Origin of the sequence: Tenacibaculum sp. XPcli2-G (assembly GCF_024124505.1) — a bacterium.
Taxonomy (GTDB): Bacteria; Bacteroidota; Bacteroidia; order Flavobacteriales; family Flavobacteriaceae; genus Polaribacter; species Polaribacter mesophilus.
Genome location: NZ_JAMXSH010000004.1, coordinates 38,432 through 61,724 on the forward strand (window position 1 = coordinate 38,432; position 23,293 = coordinate 61,724).

General features: G+C 32.2%; 19 protein-coding genes. 7 read left to right on the plus strand and 12 right to left on the minus strand.

The window, feature by feature from the left end; translation table 11 throughout:
- Positions 1-12: 12 nt before the first annotated feature.
- The 4 genes from NH341_RS11120 to NH341_RS11135 all read left to right on the plus strand — a co-directional run bounded on the left by NH341_RS11120 (position 13) and on the right by NH341_RS11135 (position 3,151).
- On the plus strand, positions 13-759 hold the full coding sequence (locus NH341_RS11120) for a DUF6438 domain-containing protein (protein ID WP_073184812.1): 747 nt from the start codon (positions 13-15) through the stop codon (positions 757-759).
- The gene (locus NH341_RS11125; RefSeq protein WP_253056892.1) at positions 759-1,424 is read left to right on the plus strand and encodes an alpha/beta hydrolase; all 666 of its coding nucleotides are present in this window, start codon (positions 759-761) and stop codon (positions 1,422-1,424) included. The genes NH341_RS11120 and NH341_RS11125 overlap by 1 nt, the downstream gene beginning before the upstream one ends.
- 36 nt (positions 1,425-1,460) lie before the next feature.
- Positions 1,461-2,363 carry a lytic transglycosylase domain-containing protein gene (locus tag NH341_RS11130; protein WP_047790474.1) on the plus strand — a complete coding sequence of 301 codons (903 nt, stop codon included), beginning with the start codon at positions 1,461-1,463 and terminating at the stop codon, positions 2,361-2,363.
- 212 nt (positions 2,364-2,575) lie between these two features.
- A complete protein-coding gene (locus NH341_RS11135) occupies positions 2,576-3,151 on the plus strand; it encodes an XRE family transcriptional regulator (protein WP_047790475.1) in 576 nt (191 codons plus the stop codon).
- Positions 3,152-3,186: 35 nt separating this feature from the next.
- Here the strand turns inward: NH341_RS11135 and NH341_RS11140 are convergent, their stop codons facing one another.
- The 12 genes from NH341_RS11140 to nadC all read right to left on the minus strand — a co-directional run bounded on the left by NH341_RS11140 (position 3,187) and on the right by nadC (position 18,875).
- Complete coding sequence (locus NH341_RS11140) at positions 3,187-5,001, minus strand: hemopexin repeat-containing protein (protein ID WP_253056895.1); 1,815 nt, start codon at positions 4,999-5,001, stop codon at positions 3,187-3,189.
- Positions 5,002-5,143: 142 nt separating this feature from the next.
- Positions 5,144-5,809, minus strand: a complete 666-nt coding sequence (locus tag NH341_RS11145; RefSeq protein WP_253056898.1) for a phosphonatase-like hydrolase — start codon at positions 5,807-5,809, stop codon at positions 5,144-5,146.
- A gap of 8 nt (positions 5,810-5,817) precedes the next feature.
- Complete coding sequence (locus tag NH341_RS11150; RefSeq protein WP_167714136.1) at positions 5,818-6,969, minus strand: TIGR03364 family FAD-dependent oxidoreductase; 1,152 nt, start codon at positions 6,967-6,969, stop codon at positions 5,818-5,820.
- Positions 6,959-8,221: a DUF5690 family protein gene (locus tag NH341_RS11155; protein WP_253056900.1), complete on the minus strand. Its 1,263-nt coding sequence runs from the start codon at positions 8,219-8,221 to the stop codon at positions 6,959-6,961. Before NH341_RS11155 ends, NH341_RS11150 begins: the two co-directional genes overlap by 11 nt.
- A gap of 75 nt (positions 8,222-8,296) precedes the next feature.
- Positions 8,297-11,152, minus strand: a complete 2,856-nt coding sequence (locus NH341_RS11160; RefSeq protein WP_253056902.1) for a TonB-dependent receptor — start codon at positions 11,150-11,152, stop codon at positions 8,297-8,299.
- A 314-nt stretch (positions 11,153-11,466) separates the two neighbouring features.
- The gene (folE, locus tag NH341_RS11165; protein WP_371875264.1) at positions 11,467-12,135 is read right to left on the minus strand and encodes a GTP cyclohydrolase I FolE; all 669 of its coding nucleotides are present in this window, start codon (positions 12,133-12,135) and stop codon (positions 11,467-11,469) included.
- 71 nt (positions 12,136-12,206) lie between these two features.
- Positions 12,207-13,571: a histidine--tRNA ligase gene (gene hisS / locus NH341_RS11170; protein WP_125068333.1), complete on the minus strand. Its 1,365-nt coding sequence runs from the start codon at positions 13,569-13,571 to the stop codon at positions 12,207-12,209.
- Between the two features lie 116 nt (positions 13,572-13,687).
- A complete protein-coding gene (locus NH341_RS11175) occupies positions 13,688-14,623 on the minus strand; it encodes a YihY/virulence factor BrkB family protein (protein ID WP_125068335.1) in 936 nt (311 codons plus the stop codon).
- Between the two features lie 153 nt (positions 14,624-14,776).
- Positions 14,777-15,154 carry a four helix bundle protein gene (locus NH341_RS11180; protein WP_253056904.1) on the minus strand — a complete coding sequence of 126 codons (378 nt, stop codon included), beginning with the start codon at positions 15,152-15,154 and terminating at the stop codon, positions 14,777-14,779.
- Between the two features lie 103 nt (positions 15,155-15,257).
- Positions 15,258-15,827 carry a pentapeptide repeat-containing protein gene (locus NH341_RS11185; protein WP_253056906.1) on the minus strand — a complete coding sequence of 190 codons (570 nt, stop codon included), beginning with the start codon at positions 15,825-15,827 and terminating at the stop codon, positions 15,258-15,260.
- Positions 15,828-17,930, minus strand: a complete 2,103-nt coding sequence (locus NH341_RS11190) for a M3 family metallopeptidase (RefSeq protein WP_253056908.1) — start codon at positions 17,928-17,930, stop codon at positions 15,828-15,830. It lies immediately after the preceding gene.
- An 84-nt stretch (positions 17,931-18,014) separates the two neighbouring features.
- Positions 18,015-18,875, minus strand: coding sequence for a carboxylating nicotinate-nucleotide diphosphorylase (gene nadC / locus NH341_RS11195; RefSeq protein WP_159616278.1), 861 nt, complete (start codon positions 18,873-18,875; stop codon positions 18,015-18,017).
- Between the two features lie 456 nt (positions 18,876-19,331).
- Between nadC and NH341_RS11200 the strand changes: the two genes are divergently transcribed.
- The 3 genes from NH341_RS11200 (at position 19,332) to NH341_RS11210 (ending at position 23,233) form a co-directional block, all read left to right on the plus strand.
- Positions 19,332-20,852, plus strand: coding sequence for a TlpA disulfide reductase family protein (locus tag NH341_RS11200; RefSeq protein ID WP_159616282.1), 1,521 nt, complete (start codon positions 19,332-19,334; stop codon positions 20,850-20,852).
- Positions 20,853-21,232: 380 nt separating this feature from the next.
- Positions 21,233-21,820: a 2OG-Fe(II) oxygenase gene (locus tag NH341_RS11205; RefSeq protein WP_159616284.1), complete on the plus strand. Its 588-nt coding sequence runs from the start codon at positions 21,233-21,235 to the stop codon at positions 21,818-21,820.
- Between the two features lie 639 nt (positions 21,821-22,459).
- Positions 22,460-23,233: a hypothetical protein gene (locus NH341_RS11210; RefSeq protein WP_253056910.1), complete on the plus strand. Its 774-nt coding sequence runs from the start codon at positions 22,460-22,462 to the stop codon at positions 23,231-23,233.
- Positions 23,234-23,293 lie beyond the last annotated feature (60 nt).

Sequence of the window (23,293 nt, forward strand, 5' to 3'; positions counted from 1 at the left end):
AAAAAACTACCTATGAAGTATTTATTATACTCTTTTTTAGCCTTAGGAATCTCTTGTGGTATTCCTAAAAAAGGTTCTGAAACCAAATTAACAGAGCCAACTGAAAAAGTAATAATTGCTAAAGAAGAAGCTACTAAACCTATGGCTTCTCAAAATCAACTGATTGTTGTTCTTAAAAACGCTAAAAGTATTGATGATGTAAAATCACTTATAAAAAATAGCGGTTTAACTTGGAGTAAAATGGCTTATGAAACAGGTGCTTCAAAAATAGGTATTGTTGAAGTTCCAGAAGGGAAACGTGATTTTTGGATTGATAAATTACAAGAAAGTGGTGAGTTCAGATTGATTGATGCCAACACCGATGAAAAATTAACTAACATTATTTCCGAAGAAAAAAACAATCTTTTAAGAATTACTAAAACTCAATGTTTTGGTGACTGTCCAGTATATACTGTTTCCATTGATAAAGAAGGAAACGTTGTTTACAACGGAGTAGAATATGTACTTGTAAAAGGTATTCAGAAATTTACGCTTTCTGAAAAACAACTACAGGAGTTAAACGAAAAACTTACTAAAAAGGATTTTAAAAATTTTAAAGACGCTTATAACAATCCTAGAATACCTGATTTATCTAGCACTTACATAGTTCATGATGGAAAACAAATTTTAATTCGTTTATGGAAAGATATTCCTGATGAACTTATTGATATACATGAATATATAGATGGTATTTTATTAGACAAAAAGTTTATTGAATAATGCCTAAAACTCACTTATATTTTGTTCCTGGTTTAGCTGCCAATACCAAAATATTTGAGCGTATTTCTTTACCAGAAGAACATTTTGAATTACACTTTTTAGATTGGATGCTTCCAACATCTATCGATGAAAGTATTGAAGAATATGCCGAACGATTATGTGCTAAAATCCAACATAAAAACCCTATCTTAATTGGGGTCTCTTTTGGGGGAATTATCGTACAAGAGATGAGTAAAATTATTGATTGTAAAAAAATAATTATAATTTCTAGCGTTAAAAACAATAAAGAGTTTCCCAAACGTTTTAAATTAGTACAAGTAACAAAAGCCTATAAACTTTTCCCTTCAAAAGTTATTTCAAATATTGAAAGTTACGAACGCTACTTTTTTAATGATTATTTAAAAAAACGAGCTGAGTTATACAAAATATATTTATCCATAAGAGATAAAAAGTATTTGCAATGGGCTATATACAACGTATTACATTGGAAACAAAAAGAATCAATTCCTGGAATAATACATATTCATGGAAAAAAAGATGAAGTTTTTCCTATAAAATATATTAAAAATTCAATTGAAATTGAAAATGGAACACATGTAATGATTTTAAACAAAGCAAAAACTATTTCTGAAATACTAAAAAAGGAATGTTTTTTGATGGATTAATACCATTACACAACTTGACAAAAACTAAAAGAACAAATGAACAAATCAATCCGTTTCTTATCTATCTTAACTATAGTATTTGTTGGAATTTTATTCACCAATACTATAAGTAAATCAAACGAACCTACCATTAAAAATGTGGCAGAAAGCTATGAGGTTAAAGCTTTAAAACTACCTAACGATTTAAATTTAGCTGGAGAACGAGTTCCTATTGAAAAACCTGACATTAGAGAACGAATGGATCGCGAGCTTTTAGTAAACACCTATTGGCAATCTAATGGATTGTTACTAATAAAACGTGCTAATAAATACTTCCCTATTTTAGAACCTCTACTAGAAAAATATGGCTTACCTGACGATTTTAAATTTTTAGCTTTGGCTGAAAGTGGATTCATTGATGAAACATCACATGTAGGAGCAGCTGGTATGTGGCATTTTATGAAACAAACAGGAAGAGAATATGGATTAGAAATTAATAGTAATGTTGATGAACGTTACCATATTGAAAAATCTACTAAAGTAGCTGCTGAATATTTAAAGAAATCAAAAGAACGTTTCGGTTCCTGGACACTTGCAGCAGCAGCCTACAATGCAGGTAATTATGGTATTTCTAAAAGATTAGATGCTCAAGGTGTAACCAGTTATTATGATGCTTTATTACCAGATGAAACTGAGCGTTATGTGTTTAGAATTTTAGCCTTGAAAGAAATTATTTCAAACCCTAAGGAATACGGTTTTGTTTTTGACCAAGAAGATTTATATACACTACCAGAAACCTATACTGTTAAAGTAGATACTGCTATTAGTAATATTGCTTTATTTGCTAAAAAATTCGGAATTACCTACAAAGAGCTTAAGCTACATAACTCTTGGTTACGTGAAAACAAATTAAACAACCGTAGTAGAAAACTATACGAAATTAAAATCCCTGTTAAATAGTGAGAAAAGTACTTCCTTTTATATATTTATTCATAGGTATATTTATTTTAATTAATACATTTTCCATCTTTTTTCAAAAAAGAGAAGTGTATCGACTTTTATTCAGCTTTACAACCGAAAACCAATATATTTTTCTACTCTTTAGAGTATTATTTGCTTCTTGGTTTATAGTGGATGGCGTTAAAAAATTAAGAAAAAATCAGTAAATATTTATGGATAATTTTTTAATCGGAATAGGAAAACGAATTAAAGAAATTAGAAAAAAGCAACATATTACTATCAATACTTTAGCAACCAATGCACAAGTAAGTAATGGTCTAATTTCAAGAATAGAAAACGGAAGAACCATTCCATCTTTACCTGTTTTATTAGAAATTATAAGTGCTTTAGAAATAGATGCCAGTACTTTTTTTGAAGGAGTTGAGAAAAAAACTGGTTCAAAATATATTCATATTAAAAAAGAGGAACAGCAATTAATAGAAAAAGAAGTAGAAGCTGAAGGATTTACGTATTATCAAATTTTTGGTAAAAGTTTAAATGCCGTTGGTTTTGAAGCTGTTTTATTAACTGTATCTCCCAATTCTAAAAGAGAAAAGGTAATTACTGATGCCTGGGAGTTTAAATACATTATGAGTGGTGAATGCACATACCTTATCGATAATGTTGAAGTTACAGTTAAAGAAGGTGACTCTTTGTATTTTGACGGAAGACTTCCTCACGTACCTGTTAATCGTACTCAAACACCTTGTACCATGTTGGTACTATATTTTTATTCAGAAAATAATTAAGTAGGGTGCTCACACACCCTACTTATTTTAATCTTTTAATTTTTTAATCCAGGCCAAGTGCTATTGTTAACCTCTTTAGGATAACCTGACACTGCACTATCTGTTGATTTGTTATATTTAATGTATGTATTATCATCAAGGAAGAAATAACAATAAGTTACACCCCAATCTACAGCTGCTGTAATCTTTGTTGCGTAATCTCCTAACCCTGGCCAGCTTCCATTGGTAATAGCTACAGGGTACCCAGAATCTACAGAGTCATTTGTTATACTATATCTTATATAAGTTCCATCATTTAAAAAGAAATAAGCTCTACTATTATTCCTTTTAAAAGCTGCCACAATTTTATCCTTGTATGGTTCCAACCCAGGCCAATTTCCATTTGTTATGTTTGCTGGATATCCCGCATCTACAGAATCATTATTCATATCGTAACGTAAATACCTTCCATCTTTTAAGAAGAAATATCCTTTATGATTATGCCATTTAAAAGCTGCACTAATTAAATCTTTATACTCCCCTAACCCTGGCCAAGTACTGTTGTTTACCTCTTTTGGATAACCATCATCAGACTTATCTAACAGTTTGTCATAACGTATATAACTATTGTCACTTCTAAAAAAATAAGCTCTATTGTCTGCAAAATCATTCCAATCTAATCCTGCTATTATTTGAGAATTATTATAAGCCACAGAACCTGTTTGTCCATCAAGTAATAGGGTGTAATTAATACTTCCATTAGAATTGTTAGCATCGGTAAAATATCCTTGTGAAGCAGGTACCGTTGCTACGTATGCATTGTTTTTATAAACATCAACATTGTTAGATGCGTTAGAACTCCAATAAACTGTATTGGTATTTTGCATCATTACCTTCCTAGTACCCACATTCCCTACTAAAGAAGTACTATTTAATTGCCATTCTTTTTGAATCGGGATATTTAAGTGAGTTAAGATAGAAGGAACGATTGCTGTTTGTGCAACATGACCGTAAATTCCGCCAAAATCTTGATTTGGAACATTTGATACATGGGAATTAAATTCAGCGTTTCCTTCTTTATTCATTCCTACAAAAATTGTTTTTTCTTGCGTTGTTTGTCCTCCATGGTTAAATCCTCCAAAACCTCTTCCGTGATCTGTTACTACTAATATTAACCAATCTTCGTTCGTTCTTTTTTCTACCTCAGCTACAATTCTACCAAACTGCTCATCTGCTTTGGTTATAGCTTTATTATAAGCACTACCAAAACCTAAAGAATGCCCTACACCATCTACATCATCAAGATGCACAAAAACCACGTCTGAATTTTCATTATTAATTGCATGAATGGCTCCTGTGACCGAATTTTCATCTCCTCCACTTTTTGAGTGGTAATCAATATAATTCAGTTGCTCTCTAAAGAAATCATGAATAGGTCCCCAAGTAACAACACTAGCAGTTTTTAGCCCTGAATTTGATTCTTTAATTAATTGAAAAACACTTTTAGCTTTCGAAATATGAGAAGTATTGTTGTCTGTAACTCCGTGTTTGTTTACCCAAACACCTGTTAAAATAGTTGACCACCCCGGTCCACTACTTGTTTTTTGTTCAGAAGAAGTATTATCGATTCCTCCCGCATACCCTTTTACAATATTAAGCTTATCTAAATTTGGAGTGGAAGTTCCTGCAATTTTCTCAAACTGGATTCCATCAAAGCCTACAACAAGTACCTTCTTCTTTAAAGAAGATTTTGTTTGTCGTTCTAGTTTTCCTTCTTTTTTGGGTACCTCATCCAAGTTGTTCTCTTGACAGCTCGACAATGCGAACAATAAAATTAAAGCGCTTAGCTTTACTAAATAATTGGTTTTCATTTTAAAAAGTTTACTAATAGTTAATTTATTAATCAAAAATACATTATTAGTAAACTTTTGAAAGGCAGTTTTCGAGTCTTAATACAAAGATAAATTAGCTAACATTAAAGATATATTTAGCAAACATATCATTTACATTTTATTAAACTAACTCACTTAAAGACAACAAAATATAATCTGGATTTTGGACTTCTAACTGTTCTTTAGTTTGTGCTCCTGATAAAACACCGATGGTTACACCACAATTTGCATTTTTACCTTCCTCAATATCGATGGCTGAATCTCCTGCTTTTAAAACAAAACTAGCATCAGTTATATTAAATGTTTCCATTGCTTTTTGTATCATTTCTGGATGAGGACGTCCTTTTTCTACATCAGAGGCTGTTAATAACATATCGTAATGTATATTCTTGTCCCATGCTAATTTTTCTAACAGCTTGTCTGCTACTTGTCTGTTATAACCCGTATTTAAAACTACTATTATTCCTTTTTGTCTTAAATTAAGCAATACATTCTCTACGCCTTTTATAGGCTTTACTTCTAAGTTTTCATAAGCTTCATCTAACATTTTTTTGAACTCTTCAAATATTGCTTCAGAATGCCCCAGTTTAATTGGCATGAATTCAACTAAAACATCTTTAATAGCCTGATGTTTTTCTTTTCCTGCTCCTATTCTTAAAACGGTATTTAAATCAACTGCTACTCCGTGTGCATTTAATGCTTTGTGTAAAGTTTTATACACTACATTTTGCTCATCTACTGTTGTTCCTGCCATATCAAAAACAACCATTTTAATATTTTCTAACATCTATTTACTTAAAATAATTTATTAATACTTTCTTTTGAAAAGCCTGCGCTACCTGTCATTCCTTTTCCTCCAATTCCTGTTACAATGTGTATATTTTCTCCTACCGAATGCTCGAAAAGGTCTTTGGTTTTACATTGGCTATAAAATCCTGCCCAACGATGTTGAATTTCATACGTTGGTAAATCGATAATTTTTTTAGCTTCTTGAATCATGAAGTTATCTATATCTTCATTCAAGTCAAATCCAAGATCGTCTATATTTTTTGCTGTTGCATATTCGTGTGAATCACCCAAAATAACAGAACCATCTGTCGCTTGCTTAAATAAAATATGTACTCCATATTTTTTCTCAAACGAATTCGGATCTTCTTTAGCTTTTATCACATTCCATGAAGCACACTCTTCAAAAGCTTCATACCTTCTAATAGTCAATCCTGTTAAAATAGATCCGTCTAATTGGTAATTCTTCTGTGGTTTCGTCTGCATCATTTGTAGCTTAGATACAATTAAATCACTTTCATTATATATTGACGGATACAATGTCTTAAAATCACTTCCGTTGCAGACGATTACTTTTGACGCCAATAATTCTTCGGAATTTGATGTTAACACTGATACACCACTGGTAACATTATTTGTAGCAATCACGTTAGTATTATAGTGTATTGTTACATTCAATTCTTTTTTCATGAACTCATGTAAACGAAGAATCATAACTCTAGGCTCCACAGTTACTTCTTCAGGAAAAAACAACCCTGCTTTACAGTAATCACTTCGCAAGCCAGCATATTTATCTAAACATTGTTCTTTGGTTAACAACTGTGACGTATAGCTATTATTTTTATTAATTTGATGCAATTCTTCTATTAACTGAACTTCTTCTTCGTTTGATGCGATATATACAGTTCCGTTTTGACGTATAGAAACATCAAACTGTTGTTGAATTTCTTTATAAATAGCTAAACTTTCTCTTCCATAGTTTTGCCATTTTTGATTCATCCCTGAAGGTACTACTTGTCCGAAATTACGAACGGTAGCTCCTTGTGGTTTGTTATCTTTTTCTAAAATAGCTACTGACAACCCTTTCTTTGCAGCATGATAGGCATGAAAAGTTCCTAAAACTCCCCCTCCAACAACAATAAGGTCATATTTATGATTCATATACTAATTGATTTATTTTTTGTTCTTTGTTTTTTTTAGCTTTAAAAAAGTAAAAGCTATATAGTGTTATAAGTATTCCTATAAATGCTAAAATGTAAAGTGCGTATGTAAAAAAGCTTAGCCATGAAATATCTCCTTTTCCGAAGTTTTTATATAATAGAATTAATATACTTCCTAAGTAACCAAAAGCATCAGCTATATAGATTAAGAATCCTACATTTCCGTTTATTTTAAAAGTAGCTATCATGCGGTCGAAAAATATTCCGTTGAAAGGCACATAGCAACTATACAGTCCTAAACCAGAAATAATCATCCATGTTAATGCTGAAATTTCGTTGTATTGAAATAAATAAGTACTAATAATCACTGCTAAGCACGATACAAACAACACATAATGATAGTATACAAATGCTTTGTAGTTTTTACTAATGCTTCCTATTACCCCTAAAATAATGAGTACAATAATGGCTATAGGAATTTCTGAAATACTATAAATTGAAGCGTCTTTGTATCCTAAAGAATCCCAGATTTCTCGGGCAAAGTTGTCTCTAAAATCTCTTAATGCTGTGAGTAGCATAAAAAAGAAAACGATAAGTATTAAAGGACCTGAAAATTCTTTGAATAACTTTTTTCTTCCAGCTGAATCTAAGGGTTTACGTACTACTTTAAGTCGTGTATCTTCTGCTGTTGGTTTGGGTAACTTTTCTAGTAACCAAGCAAAAAATATCAACGGAATTATAAAAAACAGTCCCGTTATAAAAGGCATCCAATATTCGTTAAATCCAAAACTATCCAACACTATTTTTCCAACTGATTTTACAGCTCCTGAAGAAACTATAAAACTCGAAGACAAGATTACTCCTAATAATTCTGTAGCTTTTCTTCCTTCTAAATAAGAAAACACAATTCCCCAAACCATGCCTAAGGGCAATCCATTTAAAAACAGGAATAAGATATTGTAGGGTGCGGGAGTTATAGCAAAACCTAACAAGCTTACTTCTGCAAATAGAATAAAGCTAACTAAAGCTAGCATTCTCTTCCTTGATTTCATTTCGGAAATGACTTTAATTCCTATAAACTTTGATAATGTATACCCTACTACTTGGGCTATTATCAAGAGAATTTTATAATCAATTCCCCAAAAACTTTCATCGGCAAAAGTGGCTACTGTAAATGGCTTTCGAAAAGCGTACATACAAAAGTACGTACCGAAAGCTGCTATAGAGGCTCTTGCTATAAATCTTATATTCATACTAACTTTTTTAATAATGCAAGCCCTCATAAAAATGAGAGCCCGCATTGCATTTATAAACAGAAAACAAGTTCATTACAGATTATACTTTACACCGATGCTTCCTTTTATACCGTAGAATTCTACTTGCTTAGGACGGTCCTCAGTTTTTCCATAATGATAGATTAAGGGATTGTTTAATAGGTTATTTACATCTGTAAAAATGGTCCAGTTTTTACCTATTTGATATGAGGCTGAAAAATCTAGTGTATTGTATTTTCCATAGTAAATATCATCAATGTCTCTTTCTCCAAACCCAATTGCATAGCTTCCTTTGTGGTTGTAGGCTAATCGTGTATTGAATCCTCCTTTTTCAAAGAATAACTGTGCATTAAATAAAGTGTTAGCTTGGTATGCAATAGATACTTTTCTTCCACTTGGTTTTGTCATTTCAGAATCCATAAATGTTGCATTTAACTGAGTTCCGAAGTATTGTAAGAATCCTGGTAAGAAGTCAAATCGTTTGTTAATCCCTAATTCTATACCACCAATCCAAGCGTCTGCTCCATTTACCGGTGTACTAAACTCTACTCCTGTATTTCCGTTGTAAGTACCCTGGTACGTATCGTTGAATACAGGATCGGTAATTGACTTATAGAAAATACCTGCATTTATTACTCCTACATTTTTAAAGTAGTACTCTCCTAATAAATCAAAGTTCCATGAGAATGTAGGATTTAAGTTTGGATTCCCTCCTTTAAACTCGTTATCAAATGAGATAAAGGTACCTCCAGGAGCAATATCTCCAAAGTTTGGTCTTGAGAAACTTCTTGTTGCAGCAAAACGAATGTTTAAATCAGTTTTTGGTGAGTATTTTACATGTAACATTGGTAATACTGCCCAATAGTCTTTTACATTTCTTACAGCATTTAATTGGCTTTGATCTGCATCCCAAACATATCCATTTACCTCTGTTTCTGTTTTGGTAGCTCGTAAACCTCCCAATACCGTAAATTGATCTGATAATTTTAAGGTTCCCATTCCGTAGAATGATAAATGAGTTTCATCTACATTAAAGTTTCTTCCTAAACCTCCACCGTTTTGTAAAATTTCTGAATCTCCTTCTAAAACAATTAGGTTGTTTTTATTGTTTTTCCAGAAGTTTACCATTCCTTGTTCTGATAATACTGGCCCAAAAGTAGACTGAATATTAGACCCCATTTCGTTTAAAAAATCAGCTCTCCCTGGTTGCTCTATGATATTTTGAGAGTAATCTGACAAATTAGGTGTTATTCCTGCGTTTACTTCATCCCAACCATAATACACGTCCTCAAACTTAGCTCTACGATCTTTATCTCTAAACTTAGTACCTACTTTTATTTTAAAGTTATCATTAAAAGTATGTTCATAGTTTAAAGACGCTACAATATTGTCACGCTCTTTAATTGATATTTTATACAACTCTAAATCTGCAAACGACATTTGAGACGCATCCATTTTAAATGAAGGATCGCTAAAGAAACCAAATAAAGCATCTGTATCGTTATAGTCTAACAATCCACCATCTGCTTTCCAATAAGCTCTATCGTCTCCAGCTCCACCATCTGCTTCCGGTCTATTCTGTAAATATTCAGGTTTCATTCCTACTCCATCTTGCTTAAACTTCACTACATAGTAGCTCTTGTCTTGCTCTGTTGGAATTCCGCCGTATCTAAACTCATTATTATAATTAGCAATACTCCAATCAAACTTACCATTACCTGTAATATGTCTCCCTCCAATTTCACCACCAATCATTTCAGTAATTAGTTCATTGTAAATATTTTGTAACTCAACTCTTGCTGTGTTTGTTCCCGAATCAAACTTATCAAAACGTACTCTATGCTTATAATGTGTTTCGGTATCTGACAATGTTCCGTACACTCCTCTAAAGTGCATTTTATGTTCTGGTGTAAAATTATACTCCATCGCTCCGTTTAACCCTTTGGTTATTCTTACACCGTTGTAATCTCTTAACTCCATTCTAAATACACCTTCATCTCCTTTTCTTCTTGCTTCAAAATTGTCCGTTCCCCAATTTCTATTCCAATATGAACCGTTAACAATAAATCCAAACTTTCCATCTTTACTTCTATCTCCATACGTTAATGAAGCATTGTAAATAGGCTCTCCAGATTTTTCATTATAACCACCACCAACATTTACGTTTAAAACTCTTTTTGCGGGTGCTGTTTGTGTAATAAAGTTTACTCCTCCACCAATACCATCAGCTTCCATATCTGGTGTGTATGCTTTTGCTGCTTGTACATATGAGATTAACTCTGATGGGAAAAAATCGAAAGCAGTAGCTCTTGAAGTTGTTTCTTCTTCTGCGGTAGGAATACGGTTTCCGTTAATTGTTGTAGAAGCCCAGAATGGCGGCAATCCACGAACTGATACAAAACGTCCTTCTCCTTGATCTCTTTCAATAGATAATCCTTGAATACGTTGTACCGTTTCCGCTGCATTTCTGTCTGGTAATTTCCCTATTCCATCTGCTGCAATTACATTCATTATACTCATTGATTTCTTTTGAATACTCAATGCTCTTGCTTCACTGTTTCTTCTTCCTGAAGAGGTAATAATTACTTCTTCTAAATTTTGGTTAGATGGTACTAACATAATTACACCTACATTTTTCTTTACATTCGTGTTAATTGAAACTCTTTTTGTTTCAAAACCTATGTAAGATATCTCTAAGGTAACTTCCCCCTTTTTGACATTAGACAACACAAAATTTCCATCAAAATCTGTGTTAACGCCTTTTGTTGTTCCCGACAACATAACACTAGCACCAGGCAAAGGATAATTTCCATCATTTACTATTCCAACAATAGTAGCCCCCTGACCTAAAGCTGCACTACATGTAAAAAGAACAAATAGTGAACTTAGTAAAAGTTTAAAATTATTCATTGGTTTATTATTTACAATTATTAAAATTAATATTGCAAATCACTATATTATTTTACTATTTGTAAACTTTTAAACATTAAGAAAACTTTTACGAATTGCTATTATAGCGTAACAGAATTGTTAACACCAAAGGTTTTAGTTTTAACTAAACGTAAATAACACTGTATTTCAATTAGTTAAAAACTAATTTAGGTATAGATAAAAACAAAAAACTCTCAACTAAGGTTGAGAGTTCTCTTGTTATACTTTTTTACTAGAAGTAAAAAAAGCTCATTCTAAAGAATGAGCTTTGTAATTTATTTACAACTTATTTTCTATTGAAAATCAGTGTTTAATTTTATGTAATCTAAGAATTCACGCTTGGTTTCTTTGTTTTTAAATGCTCCACCAAACTCAGCAGTTACTGTACTGCTTTCAATATCTTTAATTCCTCGTGAGTTAACGCATAAATGTTTAGCATCTATAACACAAGCAACATCTTGCGTTCCTAATGCTTCTTGCATAGCTTGTACTACTTGCATTGTTAAACGCTCTTGTACTTGCGGACGCTTAGCGTAATACTCTACAATACGATTCATCTTAGATAAACCGATTACTTTACCATTTGAAATATACGCCACATGTGCTCTACCAATAATTGGTAATAAATGATGCTCACATGTTGAATATACAATAATGTTTTTTTCAACTAACATTTCACCATACTTGTATGTATTGTCAAATGTTGATGCCTTTGGTTTGTTTTTTGGGTTTAAACCCATAAACAACTCATTTACGAAAGCTTTTGCAACTCTTTTAGGAGTACCTTGCATGCTATCGTCTGTTAAGTCCATTCCTAGAGTTTCAAGAATTTCTTTAACACTTTCTTGAATTCTTTCTATTTTTTCGTCGTCAGAAATATCGAAAGCATCTGCACGTAAAGGTGTTTTAGCCGACGTAGCAATGTGGTTCTCTCCTATTTCGTCAATTCTATCGTCATTCATTTTGTTGTTGTTCACTTCAAACATTTCTATCTAAAATTAGTAGGGCGCAAATTTACAACATTGTTGGTAATTTACTGCACTTTATTTATCAATTCGTCTAAAGAACAAGTAGTTTGCTCTCCTGTAGACATATTTTTAACAACAAGCGTACCGTTTTCAACAGTTGTAACTACAAACTCTATTTCTCTATTTGTAGCATACTTCCATTGCTTTTTTTGCTGGTTGTTACTGCTTGCCACATCTGGATACATTTCTGACTTAATATTGTTCTGTCTTAATGCTTTTATGGCTTTTATTTTATCTAAACTCTCGTTTTCGTCAAAGTTTAAGAACAATACTTTAGGTTTTGGCAATTCTACTGCTTCAAACAGTCCTAATTCTTCCATCACCAAGTAAATTCTATCCAATCCGAAAGATATTCCTACTCCAGAAACATCTTTTAAACCGAAAATACCTGTCAAGTCGTCATAACGACCTCCACCACCAATAGAACCCATTTTTACACCTTCAGGTGCTGCTACTTCATAAATAGCACCTGTGTAATAGTTTAATCCTCTAGCTAAGGTTACATCTAATTCTAAGCTTGCTGAATCTAGCCCAATACTTTCTACATTATCAACCACAGTTCTTAAATCGGCCACTCCTTGCAATCCTTCTTCCGACCCTTGTAACATAGCCTCTAAAGAAGCTAACTTATCTTGATTACTTCCTGAAAAGTTAAATAACGGATCCACTTTTTCAATGGCTTCAGCAGAAATTCCTTTCTCCAACATCTCCTTAACCACACCGTCTTTTCCTATTTTATCTAACTTATCTAAAGCCACTGTAAAATCAATCAATTTGTCTGATGCTCCAATTACCTCAGCTATTCCAGACAAGATTTTTCGGTTATTGATTTTGATAGTCGTACCATTTAATCCTAACTTACTAAAAACGGTATCATATAATTGAACGAATTCAACTTCTTGCCATAGTGAAGTACTTCCTACTACATCAGCATCACATTGATAAAACTCACGGAAACGTCCTTTTTGAGGTCTATCAGCTCTCCAAACTGGTTGAATTTGGTAACGTTTAAATGGAAATGTAATTTCGTTTTGGTGTTGTACTACGTAACGTGCAAACGGTACTGTTAAGTCGTAGCGCAATGCTTTTTCAGAAATTTTCGACGTAACTTTTTGACTGTTTTTATCTGCCAATAAGTTTTCATCTACTTTCTTTAAATAATCACCAGAATTCAAGATTTTAAAAATCAATCGATCCCCTTCTTCTCCATATTTTCCCATTAATGTAGAAGAGTTTTCAAAACTTGGCGTTTCAATAGGTTGAAATCCGAAATTTTCAAACGAATGTTTAATCGTATTAAAAATATAGTTTCTCTTTGCTACTTCCGTTGATGAAAAATCTCTTGTTCCTTTTGGGATTCCTGGTTTCATATTCTTTTAATTATCATTTATCAATTACCAGTAATCAGTTTATGATTGTTGTTAATTGACAATTGTTTATTGTTCTATTTAGCCTGCAAATATCCGAAAAAATATGAAGAAAAATGTTATTTAACTCTCGCTTTATTTTTACGTTTTAAACGATAAATTGTAGCATTTAACTCAAAGCCTAGGAGAAGAATAATTGCGTTTAACCACACAAAAAGCATTAAAATTAACAGGGTACCAATTGAACCGTATAGTTGGTTGTATTGCGCAAACTTTACTACATAAATTCCAAATAAGTAAAAAGTAAACATAGATACTACGGTAGTTAAAATAGCACCTGGTGAAAAGAATTTTACTTCTTTCCCTTGTTTGGTTCCGTATCTAAAAAGTAGCGATACAATGGTAAAAATCATTACTAAAAACAAGAAACCTCTTCCGTAGTAAAACAAATCTAAATCTCCTGTATTTAGCCATCCTATTTTATGGATTCTTGTTAGCGCTATTTGATAAAAAATAATCAATGTTACCGTTACAATTAAGAAGAAAGACATGAGTAATGATACCGCTAAGGAAACAAAATAAGCTCTAAAAACGCTTCTCATTTCTGTTACATGGTAAGAATATTCGAATCCACCAAATATCGCGTTTACACCATTTGTCATTAAAAAAATAGAGGCTAAAAAACCGAATGATAACAATCCTCCGTACTGATTGTTAATAATATCTTTTATCACAAAATCTACCGCTTCAAAGGTTTTTGGTGGTAACGCTTCTTGCATTAAAGAGAGTAGTCCGTCTTGGAACCCATCAATTGGAATGTATGGGATGAGTGTTAAAATGAATAATAAGAATGGAAAGATTGCCATAAAGAAACTAAAAGCAATACCTCCTGCCCTTGTTGTTAATGCTCCTTTTACAATACCGATAACATACATTTCGAGTACATCATACAAAGACATTCCTTCTAACCCCGGAATTTTAATTTTCTTTCCAAAGGCTACGAGCCAGTTTATTACTGGAATTTTCTCAAGGCTTTCTTCTATCTGTTTAGTCATTTTCTTTTTAGTTGCAAAGTGTTTCTAGTTTCAGAGATTCTAAGATGCAAAGTGTTTTTAGCTGCAAAGTATCATTAGTTCCTGAGGTTTAAAGATGCTAGTTTTTTTAGTTTCAAAGTTGAATAGTGTTACTATATCAAAGTTGCATAGTTTTTATCGTTTTTCCTTTAGCTTTCTTATTAAACTTGATAACATTCTTTCTATCTCTCTTGATTCTTCATAAAGCCTGTCAAAAGATTCTTTTGAAATATACGCTAAGTTTGAAGAAATTTCAAGTTGCGTTTGTAATTCAAACAACGAAGCTATTCCAATATTTAAAAACCGAATAAAATCTCCTAAACTTTGTCTTCCAAACCCTTCAGAAATATTACTTGGTACTGAAACTGCGCTTCTTCTCATTTGTGAAGTTAGTCCAAAAACTTCTTCCTTAGGAAAATTATTAGACATTTTATAAACCTCTGTTACAAAACCCATCGATTTTTGCCAAACCAATAAATCTCTGAATGTTTTTATACGTGTTTTCTCTTTCATTTTATACTTTTCTTTTTCACTTTGCTTCTATAACTCTTAGAAACTTTGCCTCTTTCTAACTTTACTTCTCAGCATCTTTGCTACTTCAATAACCCCAACCACATTACTCCACCACAATATCATATTTATATAACAATCCTACAATATTCTTATTGGAAAATTTAGCTTTTTTAATACTATTATTTTCAGGATCGATTGCAAAATTAGTGGCAGTTGTAAGATCTGCTTTTTCTAAATTCGTCTGATCAAAAATTGCTCCTTTTAAATCACAATCTTTAAAGATACCTCTACTTAAATCAGCTTCAACAAAATCTACTTCTTGCAAATTACAACTTATAAATTTTGTAGTAGGGATTTTTAATTGGTAAAAAGAAGATAAGTTTAATTGGCAGTTATGAAAGCTCATTTCTAGCAAAAAGTTGTTGCATTCGTTAAACTTTACCCCAACCATTTTACAATTTTCAAAAGTGCAATCTTTAAAAAAAGTGTGGTTTACCACTGTATTACTAAAGTTACAGTTGATAAACTCACACTCTAAAAATTCAATATTTGAAGCATGTACGTTCTCGAAATTGCAATTCTCGAACGTACAGCTGTCATATTCTCCTTTGTTGATTTTTGTTAGTGTAAAATCAACTTTTGTGAACGTTTCGTTGTCAAAGAAATCATTCATTTATTGTAATCCTCTCGCTTTTAACATTGGTTCAGCTTGTGGATCTCTTCCTGCGAAAACTTTATACATTTCTGCATAGTCCATTGTGTTTCCTTTCGATAAGATTTGTTCTCTAAACTTCTGACCGTTTTCTCTGGTTAACAATCCGTTGTTTTTAAACCAATCATAGGCATCGTGACTTAACATTTCTGTCCATAAATACGAGTAGTATCCTGCAGCGTATCCTCCACTAAAAATATGTGCGAAATAGGTTGAACGGTATCTTGGTGGTACCTCATCAATCTTTAACTTCATTTTAGCTAATGCCTCTTCTTCAAATTTAGCTACATCATCAATGTTTGTATCTGCTGATATGGTGTGCCATTGCATATCTAAATTAGAAGATGCTAAGTTTTCAATAATTGAATATCCTTGATTGAACGTTCCTGCATTCTTAATTTTTTGTAATAACGCATCTGGAATTACTTCTCCTGTTTTATAATGTAATGCGTAGTTATTTAATACCTCTGGATGAGTTGCCCAGTTTTCATTGAACTGCGATGGAAATTCTACAAAGTCTCTTGCAGTACTTGTTCCTGAAATTGATGCATATTTTTGATTTCCGAATAAACCGTGTAACGCATGTCCGAACTCATGGAAGGTAGTTTCTACATTATCAAAACTGATTAATGCTGGTTCTCCTTCTGCTGGTTTTGGGTAATTACAAACGTTGTAAATTACTGGTTTTTGTCCTCTTAATTTCGATTGCTTTACAAAAGCTCCCATCCACGCACCACCGCGCTTACTGTCTCTTGCAAAGAAGTCTCCGTAGAACAATCCTAACTTACTTCCGTCTTCTTCAAAGATTTCATACACTACCACATCTGGATGATAGGTAGGAATATCGGTACGCTTTTTAAAGGTGATTCCGTATAATTTTGTAGCCGCATAAAACACCCCTTTTTCTAATACGTTGGTTAACTCAAAATATGGTTTTACCTCGTCTTCGTTTAAGTTATATTTAGACTTACGTACTTTTTCAGCAAAATGATTCCAATCGTATGGTGCTAAAGTAAAATCGTTTCCTTCTTTGTTGATTTCTGCTTGAATTTCTTTCGTTTCAGCAGCTACTTTTGCTAACGACCCCGGAATTAATCCGTTGAACATTTCAAATACTTTATCTGGTGTAGCTGCCATCGTTCCTTGTAAACTCCAGCTTGCAAAGTTGTCAAAACCTAAGATTTGCGCTTTTTTAGCACGTAACGATGCCATTTTCTTTACCAAGTCGCTTGTGTTATACTCACCTGCATCAGTTCGGTGAATTGATTTTTCAAACAATTCTTTACGAACTTCTCTATTTTCTAAAGTTTGTAATAAAGGTTGTTGTGTAGTGTTAATCAGTTGGATTTCGTACTTACCGTCTTTCTCTAAACCTTTAATTGTTTCTTCTGAAAGTCCTTTTAACTGTTCTTCATCAGTAACCGTTAACCCTCCTTTTTTACTAGCGTCTAGTAACTTTTTTCCGAAGTCGTTAGATAAACTTGCTAATTCTGCATTGATTTCTTTTAACTCGTTTTTCTTTTCTTCAGATAAGTTAGCTCCTGCTTTTACAAACTTTTTATATTGTTCTTTTACCAAGTGTTTAGACTCCGCATCCAATTCTAGATTCTCTAAATTATCGTGTACCGCTTTTATTTTTTCAAACAACTTAGTGTTTAATAAAATTTCATCGTTGTGTTTAGAAAATTTAGGCGCTAATTCTTTTTGATTGTCTTTAATCGTATCGTTTGTATGTGCTCCTGCTAATGCATAAAAAACAGCCGTAGCATTATCTAACGTTTTACTACTTTCTTCAAGTGCAACAATGGTATTTTCAAATGTTGGCGCTTCTGTGTTTGCTATAATTTTAGCTATTTCTTCATTTTGAACTTCCATACCTTTTAAAATTGCAGGCATAAAGTGTTCGTTCTTTATTTTAGTAAAATCTGGTGCTCCAAAGTCTAAAGAACTTTTTACTAATAATGGATTTTCTACCATGTTTGAAGTGGTTTCTTTTTTAGTTTGCTCTGTTTTACACGACATAGCTACTACTAGCGTTGCTATGAGTAATAGTTGTTTTTTCATGAGTTTTGGTCTTTATTATTCAAACAAAGTGAACGTAATTACCTGTTAAGATTACTTCGTTTCACTCGTAATGACGATTCTTAATTAATCAACAGCTTTTAAGCTTAAATCCATATTGTATACCGAATGTGTTAAGGCTCCAGACGAAATAAAATCAACCCCACACTCTGCGTATTCTCTAATGGTTTTTTCATTGATTCCTCCAGAAGATTCTGTTAAACATTGCTCTCCTATCATGGCTACTGCCTTACGGGTATCTTCATAGTTAAAGTTGTCTATCAAAATTCTGTACACACCTTCGTTTTGTAAAATCTCTTCTATTTCTGCTAAGCTACGTGCTTCTACAATAATTTTAATATCCAATCCTTTTTCTGCTAAGTACTTTTTGGTTTTGGTAATAGCTTGAGTAATTCCGCCAGCAAAATCGATGTGATTGTCTTTAATCATTACCATATCGTATAAAGCAAATCGGTGATTTTCTCCGCCTCCTATTTTTACCGCCCACTTTTCTAATGCACGGATTCCTGGTGTAGTTTTACGAGTGTCTAACACCTTGGTTTTGGTTCCTTCTAACAAATTAGCAAAAAACTTAGTTTTGGTTGCAATAGCACTCATACGTTGCATTGCGTTTAGTACCAAACGTTCTGCCATTAAAATAGACTGTGATTTTCCTGATACATAAAAAACAATATCTCCGTATTTTACGGATGAGCCATCATTAATCAACGTTTCTACTTTTAAATCGGCATCTACATAGTTAAACACCATTTTAGCAAATTCTACTCCGGCTATTATTCCTTCGTCTTTTACTAATAGTTTTGCTTTTCCTGTTGCATCGGCAGGTATGCATGATAATGATGTATGGTCTCCATCTCCTATATCTTCTCTAATAGCATTTGCTATAATTAAATCTAACTCTTTATTAAATTGTTCTTGTGAAATCATAGTATTGAATTGTTGAGGTAAAAATACAATTATTTTTAGTTCTCTGTTTTGAGTTTACTGCTTATTGTTGTGTAATTTTTACCGTTTCTTTACTAACAAAATTCTAAACCTGTTACAGGTTGTTTTTCACTTTCTACTACTTTGTGTGTATGGTATGTGTTTGGTGTTTGTTTAGCATATTATCTTACACTTTTTACATCGTACATTTTGATGAAATTTTGTTAATTCGAGTGAATTTTACTATTGAAATGAGTAAAATTTGTATCGAGAAAAAGAATTATAACGCTTAAATTAGTTCTCGATACTACTTTTGTTTTTTTATAATTTTAAAACATACATTAACGTCTGCAAATTAAGTATCCCTTTCCAACAACACGTTAAAAAACTAACAATCAAGCATTAAAAATAAACACAAGAAAAAACCTTACTTTTATTCTTTTAATAAATAAAATTAAAATGACATTAAGAAAATTTATTTCACTTATACTGTTTGCTCTTTTGCTCTTTTCTTGTACCAGTAAAAAAAATAATGAAACTCCTAAACCTTTAAATGAATTAATTGTTTGCATAGAAAATTATTCTGATAATCAAATTGCATTAAGAAAAGAAGCTAGTTATCAAAACATTGATAAAAGTCTCTATACATCAAAAAAGAAGATAGACACTATTAATATAAAATTAGATAGCGGTGAATTTATTTATTTAAGTCATAAAAAAATTGTTCCAGATACTCTTTTTTTAGGTAAAGGTGATAGCCTAAAGATTAAAGCTTATGAAGACAGAATAGAATACACTCTTAACTCCTACAACCAAAATAACAAGCAATTTAGAGAAGTAACTCAAAAGCTGAGAAAAGACAAAACCTATCAAAGCTTCAAAAAACAAATAGACTCCTTAACTGATATCTTTTATTCTATAAACCACAATAAAAAGCCGATGATAGGTAATAATGATTATCAAAAATTTGTTAGCTATCCTGTAAAAGTAAACAGAGGTGTGTACCCTTCTAAACATGAAGAAGAAAAAATTCTTTTTAAACTATTGAACAAACTTTACCTATACAAAATTGATTTTTTTAAAAAAGAAGAGCTACCTAATGATTTAAAGGTACACTTAAACTTTAAATCATTGATAGAGTATAATAATAAACTATCGGTGTTTCATAGTTTTTTTAAGTCAAAAGCTGCTAAAGACAAACTCAATTCAACCATTTTTATAAACGACAGCCTTCTTTTAAACCCCTATTCCAAAACATTAATGCTTTCTTTCTTAAGAAAGAATGTAATTAAATCTAAACCTACCTATACTCGCTCAAGACAATACATTAACTATGTAGAGGCTTTTGATAATACTCCTTTGTATTTTAATGACTCACTTACAAAGTATGCTCGGTTTTTAAGTATTGAAGCTATGATTAATTTTGGAGAATCTTTTAATGTTACTAGATCAAAATTTAATGAATTTAAAAACCAATACCAAGATGATAGATTAAATACTATTCTGGAAGACAAGTATTTACTTGACATTGATATTTTTGATACTATTAAGAATGATGTAAAGCTTATAAATCATAATCAAGAAATAAGTTCTTTGAATGATTTAATAAAAAACAACAATGGTAATTACATATTTATCGATTTTTGGGCTAGTTGGTGTTTCCCATGTAGGGAATCTATGCCGGACTATCAAAAGGTGATACATAAATTTTCAAAAGAAAAAATCACTTTCCTTTACCTTTCTATTGACAAAAATAAAGACAGCTGGTTGAGCGCTGTAAAAACTGAAAATATGGAAAGTTATCAGCATAGTTATATGGTGCTAAATCAAGAGAGTGCAAACTTTTTAAAATCAATTAAATTGGTTAATATTCCAAGATATATACTTCTTGATAAACAAGGAAAAATCGTTCATGAAAATGCTCCTGGTCCTAAAGGTGATGAATTAACTGTTTTTTTGAATAAATACCTAAGTAAGTAATATTAAACCTAAACATATAAAAGTAAAAACCGAACATTTTAGTTCGGTTTTTTTAATAACTAAATATCAAAACCTTGCATGCATTATTCTTGAGGAAAAGAACTATAGCCTTTAAATTAGTTCTCAATAGTTCTACTGAGCGAAGTCGATGTATGATTTTCGTCCCTCAAAATCACTCGAACTGACAGTTTTCCATATTTCTGTCTCTAAAAGCATCAACTGGTTTGACACTCTTGATTTATTTTTTTGCTTTTACGACTGTTTTTTACTCCTTCTTGTTTGTTTTTTATATTTTGCTATCTAAATACTAACTGAATTTTAAAACTTACGTGTTGTAAAGATTAAGAAATCTTCTTTCAACTTATAACTACTCTTATATCATGGCTATAAACTATCCTTTTGGTCTTCCGTTAAAACATAATTTTGCTGAGTTTGTGCACTACAACGGTTTATTTCTTCCGCATGAAACCGATAGAATTTTGAATTTATGGAGTGAGAATCAAAAAATTAGGGCTACACTTAGCGGATCTGATACTTATGATGATGAGCTTAGAAAAAGCGATGTGATGTTTATTGAAAATACGCCTGAAAATGAATGGATTTACAACCGATTGGCAGGTTTGGCTATTCAGTGTAATAACGAACGGTATTGGTTTGACTTGTTGGGGTTTCATAACAATTTGCAATTGGCTAGCTATACTGAGGGTGACTTTTTTGATTGGCATTTGGATTTTGGTGCGGGTGAAATTTCTGATAGAAAACTGAGTATTTCCATGCAGTTATCTGACCCTGATGAGTATGAGGGTGGTGATTTACAGTTTATGCTGAATCAAAAAATTGTAAGTGCTCCTAGAGAAAAAGGTACCATCATTGTTTTTCCTTCTTTTATGATGCATCGTGTAACTCCTATTACTAAAGGGGTTCGTAAATCTATTGTGGGTTGGGTTGCAGGACCTCCGTACAGGTAGTGGTTAGTCTTTAGTTCTTAATTTTTAGTTTTTAGTTTTTAGTGCTTAGTTGTTAGTTCTTGAGAGTTAGCGATTTATTTCTATATAAAGTTCTTATGATATTACGGCAGTTGCCTTTGATAAAAAGGTCTATTCCGTGGTGTTAACGGAGCATGCCGTAATATCAGCGACCCGTGCCGTGGTGTCTGCGGAGCATGCCGTGATATCAGCGACCCGTGCCGTGGTGTCTGCGGAGCATGCCGTGATATTAGCGACCCGTGCCGTGGTGTCTGCGGAGCATGCCGTGATATCAGCAACCTTGACAACTACATCTAAAGTCGTTAGTGACAAATAACTCTACTTTTATTACTTAAATAATTGAGCTTATGGGATTCCGTAAGAATGTATGAACGCTTTGTATTAGGTTCGCAGGGATTGAATAAATAATAATAACTCGTTAATAACTTTACTTTTGACAAAGTACTGGTTTTAATATATTTGATAATATATAAAAATTGCTATCCTCTATTTATGATATCCCCTACTATTGTCGGGATAACAAAAGTAAATTGGTATATAACGAGTTGTGCATAATTAAATGAAATGCTAAATAAAATAAATTCTCATATCATTGCTTATTTTTGTTATCACATTGATAAAGTGTGTAGAAATGAACTAAATCAAGGAAATATAACTAGTGAACGAGATTACGTTTCAAATTTAGGCACACATTTAAGATTTCCATTTGGACCTTTTTTTCTAACAAGAATAGCTATTGCTAGAACGTTACCACAAAATCTGGAAACAACTTTTGGTTGTGATTCAATAATCATTTTTAAAAGAGGGAACAAGGTTAAGGTTGGACTTTTTGAGGCAAAATGGCCTCGTTATTTCTCGGTCGCAAATTACCCTTGGGACTCAAAAAATACTGCCGGAAATTCGCGATTCTCTAGTCAAATTACTCGACAGAGTAATTGGTCGAATTCAGGAGCTTATATATGGGAAATGTTTTTTAACGAAAGTGCCTCTGGGTATGTTAGCCCACCTTTTGATGATTTTGGGTCAAATTGCTTGCCTCATGCAGATGCTTTCAAATACATGAATGCCAACAAGACTTCTTTGTCCATTTTATGGAACAATCAAGATTTAATAAATTCCCTTCCAAACTCAATGAATTTCAGAAAAATTATTTACAATATTTTGAGATGTCGTTTTGGAGAGAAGTTCGATTTAATTAAAAATGAATTCACCATTTTTTCGAACGATAAGAAAACTAAAATTCAAGTACCAGTTATAACTTCCATTGAAAACATTGATAAGAGTCCTTATAATGAAATACTCAATTCGTTCATGGAGAAAACAGGATTATCTCACTATATATGTTTAGATATTGAAGAAATTGAAAAAGAAAACTATGCACAACACGGTATATAGCAAATAGGGCGTTTGGCTGATTATGAAAGTTCAGTGCTATCTTCAAACACCGCCAAATTG

Bases quoted from the DNA above. Each gene is read 5' to 3' on its own strand.
- NH341_RS11120 (WP_073184812.1), top strand. From the start codon at position 13: ATGAAGTATTTATTATACTCTTTTTTAGCCTTAGGAATCTCTTGTGGT.
- NH341_RS11125 (WP_253056892.1), top strand. From the start codon at position 759: ATGCCTAAAACTCACTTATATTTTGTTCCTGGTTTAGCTGCCAATACC.
- NH341_RS11130 (WP_047790474.1), top strand. From the start codon at position 1,461: ATGAACAAATCAATCCGTTTCTTATCTATCTTAACTATAGTATTTGTT.
- NH341_RS11135 (WP_047790475.1), top strand. From the start codon at position 2,576: ATGGATAATTTTTTAATCGGAATAGGAAAACGAATTAAAGAAATTAGA.
- NH341_RS11140 (WP_253056895.1), bottom strand. From the start codon at position 5,001: ATGAAAACCAATTATTTAGTAAAGCTAAGCGCTTTAATTTTATTGTTC.
- NH341_RS11145 (WP_253056898.1), bottom strand. From the start codon at position 5,809: ATGTTAGAAAATATTAAAATGGTTGTTTTTGATATGGCAGGAACAACA.
- NH341_RS11150 (WP_167714136.1), bottom strand. From the start codon at position 6,969: ATGAATCATAAATATGACCTTATTGTTGTTGGAGGGGGAGTTTTAGGA.
- NH341_RS11155 (WP_253056900.1), bottom strand. From the start codon at position 8,221: ATGAATATAAGATTTATAGCAAGAGCCTCTATAGCAGCTTTCGGTACG.
- NH341_RS11160 (WP_253056902.1), bottom strand. From the start codon at position 11,152: ATGAATAATTTTAAACTTTTACTAAGTTCACTATTTGTTCTTTTTACA.
- folE (WP_371875264.1), bottom strand. From the start codon at position 12,135: ATGAATGACGATAGAATTGACGAAATAGGAGAGAACCACATTGCTACG.
- hisS (WP_125068333.1), bottom strand. From the start codon at position 13,571: ATGAAACCAGGAATCCCAAAAGGAACAAGAGATTTTTCATCAACGGAA.
- NH341_RS11175 (WP_125068335.1), bottom strand. From the start codon at position 14,623: ATGACTAAACAGATAGAAGAAAGCCTTGAGAAAATTCCAGTAATAAAC.
- NH341_RS11180 (WP_253056904.1), bottom strand. From the start codon at position 15,154: ATGAAAGAGAAAACACGTATAAAAACATTCAGAGATTTATTGGTTTGG.
- NH341_RS11185 (WP_253056906.1), bottom strand. From the start codon at position 15,827: ATGAATGATTTCTTTGACAACGAAACGTTCACAAAAGTTGATTTTACA.
- NH341_RS11190 (WP_253056908.1), bottom strand. From the start codon at position 17,930: ATGAAAAAACAACTATTACTCATAGCAACGCTAGTAGTAGCTATGTCG.
- nadC (WP_159616278.1), bottom strand. From the start codon at position 18,875: ATGATTTCACAAGAACAATTTAATAAAGAGTTAGATTTAATTATAGCA.
- NH341_RS11200 (WP_159616282.1), top strand. From the start codon at position 19,332: ATGACATTAAGAAAATTTATTTCACTTATACTGTTTGCTCTTTTGCTC.
- NH341_RS11205 (WP_159616284.1), top strand. From the start codon at position 21,233: ATGGCTATAAACTATCCTTTTGGTCTTCCGTTAAAACATAATTTTGCT.